This window comes from Paenibacillus sp. D2_2 (assembly GCF_031199965.1).
Lineage (GTDB): Bacteria > Bacillota > Bacilli > Paenibacillales > Paenibacillaceae > Fontibacillus.
Window position 1 is genome coordinate 4,588,916 of the sequence record NZ_CP133605.1, and the last position, 12,466, is coordinate 4,601,381.

14 protein-coding genes and 2 pseudogenes are annotated in these 12,466 nt (G+C 48.3%); all 16 read right to left on the reverse strand.

The features are described from left to right. Positions 1 to 12: 12 nt before the first annotated feature. The gene (locus tag RE628_RS23425) at positions 13 to 762 is read right to left on the reverse strand and encodes a glycosyltransferase family protein (protein WP_309155453.1); all 750 of its coding nucleotides are present in this window, start codon (positions 760 to 762) and stop codon (positions 13 to 15) included. A 136-nt stretch (positions 763 to 898) separates the two neighbouring features. Beyond that, positions 899 to 2,008, reverse strand: a pseudogene (locus tag RE628_RS23430) (glycosyltransferase). Positions 2,009 to 2,058: 50 nt separating this feature from the next. Continuing rightward, positions 2,059 to 3,138, reverse strand: a complete 1,080-nt coding sequence (locus RE628_RS23435; protein ID WP_309155455.1) for a CgeB family protein — start codon at positions 3,136 to 3,138, stop codon at positions 2,059 to 2,061. A gap of 536 nt (positions 3,139 to 3,674) precedes the next feature. Then, entirely contained in the window at positions 3,675 to 3,986 is a 312-nt protein-coding gene (locus RE628_RS23440) for a hypothetical protein (protein WP_309155457.1), read from the reverse strand. Beyond that, a complete protein-coding gene (locus tag RE628_RS23445; protein ID WP_309155458.1) occupies positions 3,983 to 4,330 on the reverse strand; it encodes an alpha-helical endospore appendage domain-containing protein in 348 nt (115 codons plus the stop codon). Before RE628_RS23445 ends, RE628_RS23440 begins: the two co-directional genes overlap by 4 nt. Positions 4,331 to 4,354: 24 nt before the next feature. Beyond that, positions 4,355 to 4,642, reverse strand: a complete 288-nt coding sequence (locus RE628_RS23450) for a nucleoside-diphosphate sugar epimerase (protein WP_309155459.1) — start codon at positions 4,640 to 4,642, stop codon at positions 4,355 to 4,357. Between the two features lie 300 nt (positions 4,643 to 4,942). After that, positions 4,943 to 5,248, reverse strand: a complete 306-nt coding sequence (locus tag RE628_RS23455) for a hypothetical protein (protein ID WP_309155462.1) — start codon at positions 5,246 to 5,248, stop codon at positions 4,943 to 4,945. 38 nt (positions 5,249 to 5,286) lie between these two features. Continuing rightward, the gene (locus RE628_RS23460) at positions 5,287 to 6,243 is read right to left on the reverse strand and encodes a glycosyltransferase family 2 protein (RefSeq protein WP_309155464.1); all 957 of its coding nucleotides are present in this window, start codon (positions 6,241 to 6,243) and stop codon (positions 5,287 to 5,289) included. 16 nt (positions 6,244 to 6,259) lie between these two features. Beyond that, complete coding sequence (locus RE628_RS23465; RefSeq protein WP_309155466.1) at positions 6,260 to 7,312, reverse strand: GT-D fold domain-containing protein; 1,053 nt, start codon at positions 7,310 to 7,312, stop codon at positions 6,260 to 6,262. A 145-nt stretch (positions 7,313 to 7,457) separates the two neighbouring features. Beyond that, a pseudogene (locus tag RE628_RS23470) lies at positions 7,458 to 8,184 on the reverse strand (sugar phosphate nucleotidyltransferase). A 61-nt stretch (positions 8,185 to 8,245) separates the two neighbouring features. Next, entirely contained in the window at positions 8,246 to 8,992 is a 747-nt protein-coding gene (locus RE628_RS23475; RefSeq protein ID WP_309155468.1) for a glycosyltransferase family 2 protein, read from the reverse strand. Then, positions 8,989 to 9,678 carry a glycosyltransferase gene (locus tag RE628_RS23480; RefSeq protein ID WP_309159544.1) on the reverse strand — a complete coding sequence of 230 codons (690 nt, stop codon included), beginning with the start codon at positions 9,676 to 9,678 and terminating at the stop codon, positions 8,989 to 8,991. Before RE628_RS23480 ends, RE628_RS23475 begins: the two co-directional genes overlap by 4 nt. A 5-nt stretch (positions 9,679 to 9,683) precedes the next feature. After that, positions 9,684 to 10,100: a hypothetical protein gene (locus RE628_RS23485; protein ID WP_309155471.1), complete on the reverse strand. Its 417-nt coding sequence runs from the start codon at positions 10,098 to 10,100 to the stop codon at positions 9,684 to 9,686. Positions 10,101 to 10,314: 214 nt separating this feature from the next. Then, positions 10,315 to 10,929, reverse strand: a complete 615-nt coding sequence (locus RE628_RS23490) for a glycosyltransferase family 2 protein (protein WP_309155474.1) — start codon at positions 10,927 to 10,929, stop codon at positions 10,315 to 10,317. Positions 10,930 to 11,069: 140 nt separating this feature from the next. Then, the gene (locus RE628_RS23495; RefSeq protein ID WP_309155476.1) at positions 11,070 to 12,140 is read right to left on the reverse strand and encodes a glycosyltransferase family 4 protein; all 1,071 of its coding nucleotides are present in this window, start codon (positions 12,138 to 12,140) and stop codon (positions 11,070 to 11,072) included. Beyond that, positions 12,133 to 12,258 (reverse strand): hypothetical protein, encoded by a 126-nt coding sequence (locus RE628_RS23500; protein ID WP_309155479.1) that lies wholly within the window; start codon positions 12,256 to 12,258, stop codon positions 12,133 to 12,135. The genes RE628_RS23495 and RE628_RS23500 overlap by 8 nt, the downstream gene beginning before the upstream one ends. Positions 12,259 to 12,466: the final 208 nt, after the last annotated feature.

The window sequence follows — 12,466 nt, forward strand, 5'->3', positions numbered from 1 at the left end:
CAGAGGAAGTAACTAGACTCCTAAGTTTACGAACGAACCCTTTATCGATCTCTCCCCGATAATGACAAATCGTGCCTCAGGATGCGCCTCTCCAATCAGAGTTGCCGCCCCAATGAAATGATCAGCCCCCTTCTCAGGGGTCAGGAATGAGGAGATATAACCGATCAGCTTCTCATTCTCCGATATTCCCCATTTCATACGCTTCTGCTGTCTGAGGCTTTGCCATTCGGATAAATTGAGTTCTTCATGATTCCATGAAGGATAGAACAGCACGAGCTTGTTATCCATCTGATAGCCAAGAAATGGAGACATGGCCGAATTTGAAATACAAATAATCAAATCACTGTATCGATCAATCGTATTGATCGTATGCTGGATATAAGCAGTATTTGTGATGACCTCGGTAATATGCCAGATCACAGGAATGGCTAACGACTTGGCAGCAATCGCCGGAATAACATTTACACATGTATTCACGAAGACATAATCAGGACGCTCGTCTTGAAGAAGGGTAATCGCCTCCTTGCAACCTGGGGATAGGGCATATGCCTCAATATCCCGGATCAATCCCTCATAAGGAGCAAACATCCCATACTGCAGCGGAAATTCATGGATTACAGTGCGAATACCCGCTTCTGCAGCCAACTGTGTCAGTCTCCCATCCAGCGGCATAACGATCGTACAATCGAAATGAGAGGAGAAAGTACGAGCCAGAAAGAGCAGCAGCTTCTCTGCCCCTGTAATGTTCCGAGAGTTACACACATGCGAGAAAAGCATCAGCTTTTTTTTATCTGACATCATTGGCTTCCCCGTATCCCTCTATCCCTCCCGCTCAAGAAAGTGATAGCTGGAGTGCATTTCCATTTGATATAAGTGAACTTTTTGAACTACCGTGCCTCTATTTGAAAATATAGTTAAGCAGTTCATTAAGTCGGTGGCTATACATATGATTTTGGAAGGTTCTCTCTAGACCTCTCAATGCAATCTTCTGTCGCTCCATCTCATGAGACAAGTAATAATTCATCTTATCCATCAACTCATCCGAATTTGAGAATGTCTCGATTTCCAAACCTGGTTTGTAGAAGGATGATATATCCCCACGAGTGTCCACAAGCTGCAGCGTTCCGCTCGCTGAGATCTCAAACGTGCGGGGGTTAGGAGAGAGTGCTGCGATCTTGGCTGTATTGTTATTCACCGTGTCATCAAACGCAGAACGATGCAGATTAATTACAATTTTAGTGCCACTGTATACTTCAGATGTCTCAACCAGCCCAGCCATTTACCTATCTCAATCCGATCAGGGTATTGTGTGTATTCCGGAAGTCGGTCCCACCATAACCCATTAATCCTTAATCCCTTCTCCATAAGCCCGCCAATGACCGGGCGCAGGAATTCTACACGATTCCAATAGGCTGATCCGATGAAGCTGATCTCCCGGCGAACCATTGAGCGAGTTAATGTCGGACGGTAATGACCTGCATATGCAGCAAACGGTAGATAATAGACATTACGGCATCCAAGAGAACGGTAGAGATCGATGCAGTTCCGTTCCAGTGTAAAGACATAATCATAATGGGATACGATCTTCATCGATATGTCGGTATAGTATGGATCATCAGTCAACCAGATAGCTGTTCTAATCCCTAACATCCGAACCGCATCGATCTGCTCGACCTGGCAGATCCATACCGTCGAGCGCGAGTAATAGATCAGGCTGGTGCGCTACCGCCAACTCCCGAATCGGTTGATTGGTTTCTGTTCTAATTACAACTGTGGTCAACGTCTTCAGAGTCTCAACAACTGCTTCATCTATCGGCGAATACGGGAAGCCTTTACCAGAGCTCACATACAGAACCTTAATCTTTCGAACCGGAAAGGACGGCCCGGGCCTCTCTACAATGACCTTCGCGCGCCCCCTCAAGTATCCTTCAGCATATCCGTCTCTGAGCCCGTCTTCCCATCCTTTTCTTCCGGAGTCGTCTGACGGATTCCCCGGAAATGGCCGAATGGAATCCCCCCTGGTTGTATCACGAGCTGTCACTCCTCCTTTAATGAAAATTAGATGACGAACTCAAGCAGTTGACTGACCCGATGAGCAAACGTATGGTTTTGCCGCGTCGTCCATAGAGAACGCCAAGCAATCGCTAGACGCTCTTCTTCATGATGAAGATAATAATCAATTTTGGATCGCAAATCGGAGGCACCTTCAAACGTTTCAATATCGTACCCCGGACGGTAGTTCCGAAGCAGTTCGCTTCGGATATCGGTGATTTGCAATGTTCCACAGGCTGAAATCTCATAAGTCCGCGGATTGATTGAGCTACCAGTTAACCCTCTACCATTGTGGTTATCCGAACCTGCCGCCGTCGGACGATGGAGATTGATCACTATTCTGGAACCATTGTAATAAGTGACCGTCTCCGGTACGGGAACCCATCCGTCACGAATAAAGCGTGATAATTGATCATGACGACTGAGCCGATCCCAATGCCCTCCTGCGATGATCACTTTCTTATCCTGCAGGAATGGCGCCAATTGATCGAACAGCTCAACTCTATTCCAAAAAGCGTTGCCTATGAAGCAAACATCGAATTGCTGCTTTGGCGTTGTCCTGACTGGTACGAACGTATTCGGAGATACGGCTAAGGGCAAATAATAAACCTGTGAGCAGCCTACCTCCTTATAGAAAGAAACGCAGTCCTGCTCATGAGTGAAGACTATATCATAAGCCACTGATAACTCCGCCGTATCATCCGTGAAATAGGGGTCATCCACAAACCATACCGCAGTCTTAATTCCTAACTGACGAATCGTTCTGATATGCTCCACGTGATCGGTGGGAAAGACGTGCAGCCCGTTCATTACAAGCACCAGATCCGGTCGGTGATTTCTAGCCGTCTCAAGCATCCTATCCGGAGTGGCGATGATGCACTCTGCCGCCACCTGCTTGAGCGCCTCGCTCACCCCTTCATCAATAGCCTCGAATCCTTGAGGGATGAACAGGACCCTGATGTTTTTTTTGCCGGGTATTTGCTGTCGAATTCTATCCAAGACAGCTTGACACCCACCATAACGGTATCCCTCTCGGTCAGCCAGCTGGTAATCCTCGCTGAGAGTACTCTTGTTCGTAATCTTCAAGGCATTCATCCTATCTGTGGAATGGATTTCCTAGGTCTTTATAAATATATGCTAGGAGGATAAGTGCATCATGGACGACTACCCCACGTCCACATAAATTGGCGAATGCCATCTATGTATAGACAGAAAAGCCCCTGCCAGGCCTTAAGACCGAACAGGGGTTAACAAGCTGCACTCTATGAAATTAGTAAACTATACCTGCTCTTTATACCCTATTTTATGCCCGTCCTCGAACCCTTGGGAGAACCCGGAATCGAACCCCTTCTGATAGGCATCATCATAATAATTCTGATGGCTTCCCAAGTTATTCTGCGCCTTCGGGGCCCTAACTGCTGTAGACCTTGGCGATGAATTTCTTTTACGGCGGCGATTGAAAAAGCGCCTGCGATGTAGCTTGCCTCTGCGCTTCAATTTATGCCTACGAATACCTCTGCCAAGCAGCCTACGTCCACGTTTTTTAGTAATCTTACGCTTACCCTTATGAGCCCTGCCAAGCCTTTTTGATTTGGATCAGCCGCCGGCACGAACCTTCGCCCTTAACATGTTTTATCTTCCTCCTGTTCTCCTCGGGTATCATTTGCTGCTGCATAACAAGAATCAGTAATCCAGGGCGATGAAGGAGTTCCATAATGGACGATATGCAGTGTTAACCCGCCTATCGTGCGGGCTATCGCTTGCTGGTATTCCACCAGCGTTTTCACATTTTCCGCAAGTTGGTGAGCTGTTCTGTCAGAATGAGCCACATCTGCCATGCTATCTAGAATGCGCGCCAATGCCATTTGGCTTCTGGCAATGGACTCTATAACGCTTATTTTAGCCTTCTCTCTAGCATGAAGATCGATCATCATTTGTCTTTATCCCCCAAATCGAAGCCGTCGCCAAACAATCCGTCGAGGCCCCCTTCCTTATCCCCTTCCTCTTCCGCTGGAGTAAGCACGGTCTTCAAATTTCTGCATAAGCCGTTCTGCAATTTAGTAAGTGCCTCCAACACTTCAACGATCTGTTCATGAATGTCAAGCGGCTCGGACAGCTGCTTCTCATCCTCATCGAAGCTGTGATGTTGGACATGATTCAATATCCAGTTACGCACCTTCTCGGCTTCGAGTGCCTTAGCCTCCAGGATCATAGCGACATTCCATTGGACTTTGGAGGCTGCATCTAATATTTGCAAATAAGCCTGCTCTCTGCTCATAGCAACCTCCCCGCTTTCAAGCTATTACTCTTCATCCTGGCTTCTCATCTCTTTTAAGACGAGGCCCAAATTCTCAGCCATAGCCTCTTGAAGATCAGCGATAACATTTAAATAAGAAATTACGCTTTTATTAACTCGGCCCGTATTCGCGATTAGACCGGGCACTCCATCAAACTCAGGTAAAACGTCAGGAATGGCATGAACGATTTGTGACATACGAACAACAACCTGACGCTCAGCATCCATCACTCTTGCCATCTGCTGGTGTGAATGGGACATGTGGACAATAATCTCTGTAATCTTCTCCTCCATCCTGATTCCTCCAAGCCAAATATAATACTTGTATGTTCGTGTTCAAAAAGATCGGTTTTCAGCACCGAGAAGGTTGGATGAAGCTAGGGTCTGAGGAGCGGAGCGTACGTAGTGGGTACGTGAGCACCGAAAGACCCGGATGAATTCTAGATTCGATGCCGAATTAACTCGCAGTATTACTTCGTGATCAAAAGCGGACTTTTTGAACTACCTCTTGTATATACAGCACAAGACTACGCCCAGCATGCATCTTTGTTCCAGCATATGCACTGCTATGACCTGTCGTTCCTGTATGAGAACCTATAAATCCTCCGACATCAATCGGGTGGGTGGCGCGATCGGAAGGGCTTCTGGCCATTCGTGCCATGCTTCGTACGAGGAAGCATGCTGCGGAATATTAAATCCCCAAGCTGTACAAGCATATTGAGATATAAATTCTCTCCTTGCACCCTGATCGAGCTGATAGATCGTCCCGTTCTTCGCCATGACTACCCTTCCATCCTGTGATGGATCTCCCTTGATCTCTGCCAGCTCCGCTTCTCCGTACTCTAATCCCGTTGGAATTTGCAACAATTCCATGAAGGATAATCGAACCGCAGATGCCATAATCGCCTCGCTCCGTATTCTGAAGGTCAGAGGATGCTTCACGCCATGCTGCAGCCAGAATAGCTTCCCGCTGGCACTTCTAATCCAGGTATGCGTTGGAAAAAAATCAGTGGCCTGATAGAGCAGGCGGTCGATTCCTTGACGTTGCTCCGTACCCATTCGTAGCGATCCCCCCATTTCTGTGTGTAGAACCGCCCGTTTCTGTCATTGATATCAGATAATCGCTGCCCGCCAAGCCCCTTCATTGTCACGCTTCCGATATGGTGAACAAAAGTATCGCCGGCAATCCGTATCCTTTTACCTTGCAAGCGTAAACGCAAGTTCCAGTCGTCATCCTCGAAATTTCCGATTTCGTACCCCTCATCCAAGTATCCTACCTGTTCAAAGGTGCTTCGCTTCATTAGAATACAGAAGCCTACAAGGCGACTTGTATCCCGCCATTTTCTAGCGTCACGACGATTATAGGCAGCTGCAAATCGAGGCATTTCCGATATTTCATGATAGGGAACATTGATTTTCTGCTCCCCGCTAATATAATTCGTAACCGGGCCAACCGCCGCCGTATCCGGACTTTCATGCAAGCAGTTCAACATTTGGGCTAACCATCCCTCAGTGACGAATACGTCATTGTTAAGCAATACGATCGTCTGTCCCCTGGCCATCATGAGTCCGGTATTTATTGCCTGTGCAAAACCCAGATTAGTAGGATGAACCGCGACACGAAGCGAACCTTTGCGGCGGCGTAGTGCCTCCGCCGTCCCATCCTGAGATCCATTATCGACAATAATAATTTCATACGGTGACACGGAGTGGGCCTCTACATAATCTATACACTGAAGTAGTAATTTCTTCTGATTGTATGTTGGAATAATGATGCTTGTTCCCTCAAACCAAATACCAAATGTCTCATGACCGGCTTTTAGACCCTTGTCATAACCCGAACGATACCCCTGCTGGAAATCGGCAGTACGGGCCGTATGCCTGGTATTCCGCAAGAAGCTACCTCCTCTCTCATGTGAGCGACAATTCACCTGAAGTGATTTTATTCGTCAGATGCCCCATATCAAGAGCGACCTTGCTGAGCTCATCAGCTATCCTTACACATAAAATGACGGCAGCAATCCCTGCCGACACAAATGCAATATCAAAGTCGAAATGTGCGATTTGATTCATCACCCTCGGAACATCGGATACACCATGAACTGGAGCGACATTTCCCTGAATCTGAATCCCCTGGCCTTGCAAATACTTCGCCATGCCGGGTGTCTCATTGCCAACCAGCAGAACTTTGCGGCCAGTCAGCAGTCGTCTCAACCGGCCCTCCTCATTAAGAGCATAATTAACCGTGGACCAGGCCAAATTCAATCTCCTGTAGTCAATTCCGTAATAGCGCAATACCGGGAACAATAACCCCTGATAAGAAGGATGCCGTGACATAGGAACACCAACAATGTTTGCTCTGGAGATTGCTCTGGCCAAATCAATCCGCACCTGAGAATCAGGAAGGTGTACACCCGCATATGGCAAAAACCATCCCCAGCGTCGAACTTGCTCGACGGGCATCACCGTATCATGGGCTAAGGTCAGCAGTTCTCCATCGCCAAGGCGTACTAATGAGAAGGGCCTAGCATTCTCAAGCGCCTCATCCAGCTCTTGGTAAACCTCAGCAGTAGTCATAATCGGTATGAATGATGAGCTCAGGCTCTGTATTCCAGCTTGTATAACATCATCTATCGTCAACTCGGGTAGTATCATCTGCTCCGGTATAAATTTCTCTACCTTTGCATCACCACCATCATACAATCCTTGGCGATAGCCTTCCTCAAAGTCAAATGTTTCGGTCCCTCGCCGCGTTCCGTGTTGATGCGGAAGAACAGAAGCCCGCAAAGGTACCTCGTTAGATGACCTTCCTGCTTGAGGGAGACGCTTTTTACTGCTCCGCCTTGACCTGTCCGTTCCGCTTCGTGCATTCGATCCCTCCAACCTATGCCGTTGCCTACGCCGTCGCATCGGTCCTCTTCGCTCCGGCAAACCATCATATATGAGACCGACCTGACGAGGCATCCTCCTGCTTTTCCGACTTCTGCCGGCTGTTCGGGATTCATATCCTCTAACCGACATCATATTTTCTCCTCTCCAAGCGGGTTGGACTATTTCAGCAAATCACTACGATTGGAAGCTTGATTACAAATCGCTTCCACTCCTTGGATCAGGGCAGCACACCCCTCATATATACTTCTGCTTCACGTAAAGATTCCGGTGTGCCTGCATCCCCCACCACAGCTTCAATACGTCGTATTCCAGCGAACCCTGCTCTGCATAACGACTATTCACATCCGTAATCTCCAACTCCCCCCGGGCTGAACGTGTGATGTGCTTAATCATACTGAATACCGAATAGTCATACATATAAATTCCTGTCACCGAATACCTCGACTTCGGATGCTTCGGCTTCTCTTCAATAAACGAAATAAGCCCAGGCTTATTCTGATCGAAGACAGGAACTCCATAACGTCTCGGATCATCTACAGGTTTGAGCAGTACCCTGGCACCACTGCGTTGCTGCTCGAACTTCTCAACATATGGAGTGAGATCATCAAGGAACAAATTGTCTCCAAGCAATACGACGAATTTCTCCCGGGAGCAATGAATCCTTCAGCCAATTCCAGTGCTTCGGCGATTCCTCCGGCCGATTCCTGGACCCGAAAGTTCAGCTTAATCCCAAAGTTTACGCCGCTTCCAAAGAAATCAGCAAAGAGGCCTGCGGACTGCTTGCCGATAACCATGAGAATATCGATAATTCCAGCCTGGCGCAGGCGTTCTATGCCATAGCAGACCATAGGATATCGCCCGACCGGAAGCAAGTGCTTATTTACTAATCGGGTTAGCGGGTACAGTCGTGTTCCGGTCCCGCCTGCCAAAATCACACCTTTCATGAGCTCCCTCCCTAAAAAAACCATCTATATGTTCATGTTCAAAAAAATGACAGTTGTAGGGCTAAATAAACTGCCAAGGGTCTATGCCCCATTTCTCAATAAACAAATCTCGGTTCCGCTTGATCAAGAAATCCCATCCCTCGGGGTGACGCTGTCTGAAGCTGGCGCTACCGGCGTGATAGATTAGCGTATCCCCGCTAATAAGCAGGCGGTATCCATATTGCCTAGCCCTATAGCAATAATCATCATCTTCATAGTGTCCCGGTGAGAATCGTTCATCGAGCGGACCGAGTTCAGTGAACAATTTTCGCTTAAGCATTAGGCACATTCCGACAAGTCTCGGTACCTCTTGCCACCGCTCAGGGGAAGAGTGATTATACTGCTCCGCAGACTCGTAATACTCTGCAAGTCCATTCCAATGAATATCCACCTGCTGCCTTCCACTGCAATAATTCGTCAAAGGTCCGACCATTCCGACGTCCTCCGAACTATAGAGTGTTGTTAACATATTGCTGAGCCATCGCGGCGAGACAATTACGTCATTATTAAGCAGTAGAAGCTGGTGACCCGATGCAATGCTTAGCCCCCGATTGCATGCAGCTGGAAAACCCACGTTATCAGGCAATGAAATAACAATAAGTTCTTCACGTAAGCCGTATTCCGCAGTACCGTCGGTCGAACCGTTATCCATAATAATGATCTCATAGGGAACCTCTGTGAAACGGCGGATCGCCTCTACACATGGGATCAATAAATGTAGGCCGTTATATGTTGGAATAATGATGCTGGTCAAACCGAACTCGCTCAACTCCCATTCCTCACTTTCGCAAGCGCACTGCGAGACATCCTCGTAAACTTCAATCGAGGACCATATATCTTCATCACTTCTGCCAGCGCCTCTATATGATCACCGATAATTAATCCGCTCATCACATTGCCTTTACCTGTGTTCGTACTGCGAATACGGTTGTTCTTCAACACATTTACCGAATAGGGAGCTGTTACAGTAAGTCCGTTAACTAGGGCTAGTGCATGCGCCTTCGGAGGTACAACCAGGCTAGCGTGGCCTAACGTATCGATAGCTCTTCTGGAGAGAGCATGTGGAACTGCCGTAAGCGAATTAGCTAATAAATCCGCACGTCCAAGCGACATATTAAGAAACACCTTACTATGTGTGACGTTGTCCTGCCTCATGAATACAGGCAAGAACGGTGTAATATTATTGAGAGCAACATCGCTCCCTTGCTCAATCGCTAGCAGAAAAGCCCCCAAATCCTCCGCAGGCAGCGGCAAGTCCCCATCGACGAACAAGACTGTATCCTGGGTCGTTACCATGGCGCCGAGAGCTCGACCCACATCATGTCCCAACCGTTCCGGGAAGCTCAGCTTAATGAGGCTAGGGTGATTCTTCAATGATGTGAAGCTCCCATCGCTACATCCATTTAGTACCACGATAATCTCCCCGAATGGCAAGCGCATTAACTCTGTCAGCACTTTATTCAAGGTCTCTCTCCATTGCTGGCGACAACTACAGCTCCAGCCGTCTTTGCAAGTGGAAGCGGAATGTATCCGCTCAGCGTGCTATCCCTATCTGCATAGCCATGCGCAAACGCTCTAGAAATACGGAGCAACGAGGAATACCCCATTCTGGTTCCCGCTATTTGCTTCATATACCAGGTATTGAAGCTCTGCTGCATATGGTCACAGGAGCGACTGCTTTCATCGGCAGCGGCCGACCTTCCGCCCTTCAGCGCCAATCGCTCCATCCCACCGTTCGGACTGTAGGACCGAGCGGCCATTCGATTGGCGCCTGGATAATACAACTGTTTCTTCCGCCTGGCAACATACCTCTTTCTTCTGCTGCGCTTAACTATATTGTCCCGTCGGGTTCTAGCAGCAAAAGCTGCTACTCTCATTCTTCGTATCCGCATGCTATCACCTCACTTTGCCCCGTTGTCGGTTCAAGTCACTGTAGCCCCCGCGTTGACCGCGTTCCTGAATCAACCAATGAACCGCATCTAGATGATCACCGACTATAAGCGAGGTAAGCGGATCCTTCCCCTGTCCTCCTGCGCGAAGGATTCGCGCTACCTACCGCGACAGTATTCACTATTTGGATGTTCAGCCCCTTCACTGCAGCTGCGGTGTGGGCCAACGGGGGATCTCTAGCAACTTGGATCCTATAGCGGAAAGAGCCTGTCGGCTGAGTGCATGAGGTACTGCTGTCATTGAGGCACCATGTAGATCAGGTCGCGACAGCCAAGCATTTAGCGTATGCTTCGCGACAACGACAGGATGAGCCGTCTGTCTACCAACCGGACCAGAATATCCGTTCAAGGCGACGTCTACACCAGACAATACGGCTTTGACGAAAGGTCTCAACTCAGCGGCTGGAATGACCATATCCGCATCCATAAACAGTAGAACCTGCCCCCTGGCCACTTCCGCTCCGACCCGCCGTCCAACATCATGGCCAAGCGGCTCGGTAAAGTGAATAACCCTCGCTCCAAGTGCAGAGGCGATCTCAGCTGTACCGTCATTAGATCCGTTAGCTACTACGATCGTCTCGCTTCTCGGATGAACCTTGCCAGCTTCACGCAGAACGGAGGGCAACCTTGCTCTTTCATTCATAGCCGGAATAATAATAGAAACCACTGGATCGTAATGATTAACGATCTTCGGCAGTATCCTTGAAGCTTGTTTTCTAGTACCTGAGCCCAAGCCTCTCTTCCTTCTTCTGATCAAGCCTGCACCTCCCCGTTTTGTTGTACCAGTCTATATAAACCAGTGTATGTTCGTGTAAAAATGACGCAACGGCAAACGTACATTCATGTAAATGCAAAAGAATAGGTGCGTAAGCTTCTTACGCACCTATTCTTGCAAGTCTATTCAATACCTTTCATTAAATCTCCCCAACGTTCCGCTGTATGCTTCCAACGGAATCTGCTGCGGGCAAGTTCACGCCCAGTACATCCCATTTCCCTGCATACCTCTTCATTACTAAGCAAATAAGATACGTACTCAACAATGCTATGCTGGAGGGAGCCCGGCGGCAGTAGTAATCCAGATTGCCCATCCGATACAACTTCGGGGATCCCTCCGGTGTTAGTAGCAACAACCGGTATTGCAGCGGCCATCGCTTCAACATTGACCAGACCAAAAGCTTCTTCCTCACCGGAGGGAACGACAACGACATCAGCCAAATTATAGTAGTCAGCAACTCTAGGATATTCAACATATGGCAGGAAGGCGATATGATCCCGATACGGTTCAGCCAGCTTCTTCAGCTCCCGGACGTAGGCCGTCTCCCGCTGAATCCCATAAAACGCACTACCTACAATAACCAGCATTGCATCTGGTACTCGCTTCTGAATCGCTGGCCAAGCATTCAATATATGATGAACACCTTTAGCCGGCAGTAGCCTGCCTACATATAGAACAACCTTGCGGTTCTCCCAACCGAAATCAGCCAGTCTGGCAAGGCGGAGCGATTCACCTAGCGGAGTCCAGCGAGGTATGAAATCCTCTAGGCTTACCCCTAATGGGTTTACTAGAATCGGAACCTGCAAGTCCGGGAATCGAAACAACAGCTCTGAGCGCAAGTATTTGCTATTCACGACAATGCCATCTACCTCATTCATCCAACGAGAAGTCTCGGCCAATGGGCTATAGGTCGTACTTATAAATGTTGTCGAATGGAGTGTCAACAGAACACGGGTGAACGGGAGCTTGCTCTTGATTTGATAAGCCAATCTAGGGCGGTTATGCACATCTACGGTATCCGGACGCCATTTACGGAGGTGCTGCAGGATCGATTGTAAATAACGGCGCCCACCTGGCATGCGGTAGCACGGAATATGCCCTACCATGCCTATATTCGGGAGCTTACTATCAGACAGCCCAAATATGCGAATTTTCAATTGATCGGATGCTAGCGGTACTACCTTCTCAATCACTCTCTACCGAACTGCTCCTGCCTGATGGGATGATGAAGGAACCGGGAGTAATCACCGCTACCTTGTGCCGCTCCAGCACAGACTTATGTTCCCGTTCTGCCGTGACTATACTATTCATTTCCAGCCCTCCGCATAAATCTCTTCAAGTCCACTTTTGATCACGAAGTAACACTGAGAGCGATTCGACATCGAATCTTGAATTCAGCCGGGCCTTCCGGTGCTCACGTAGGTTTTGCCTACGTTGCGCTCCTCAGTCCCTAGCTTTATCCAACCTTCTCGGTGCTGAAAACTGGACTTTTTGAACACTCATTATAATAGATAAATAT

Bases quoted from the DNA above. Each gene is read 5' to 3' on its own strand.
- RE628_RS23445 (WP_309155458.1), bottom strand. From the start codon at position 4,330: ATGAGCAGAGAGCAGGCTTATTTGCAAATATTAGATGCAGCCTCCAAA.
- RE628_RS23485 (WP_309155471.1), bottom strand. From the start codon at position 10,100: ATGAGAGTAGCAGCTTTTGCTGCTAGAACCCGACGGGACAATATAGTT.
- RE628_RS23455 (WP_309155462.1), bottom strand. From the start codon at position 5,248: ATGGCATCTGCGGTTCGATTATCCTTCATGGAATTGTTGCAAATTCCA.
- RE628_RS23500 (WP_309155479.1), bottom strand. From the start codon at position 12,258: ATGAATAGTATAGTCACGGCAGAACGGGAACATAAGTCTGTGCTGGAG.
- RE628_RS23440 (WP_309155457.1), bottom strand. From the start codon at position 3,986: ATGATGATCGATCTTCATGCTAGAGAGAAGGCTAAAATAAGCGTTATA.
- RE628_RS23450 (WP_309155459.1), bottom strand. From the start codon at position 4,642: ATGGAGGAGAAGATTACAGAGATTATTGTCCACATGTCCCATTCACAC.
- RE628_RS23465 (WP_309155466.1), bottom strand. From the start codon at position 7,312: ATGCCTCGTCAGGTCGGTCTCATATATGATGGTTTGCCGGAGCGAAGA.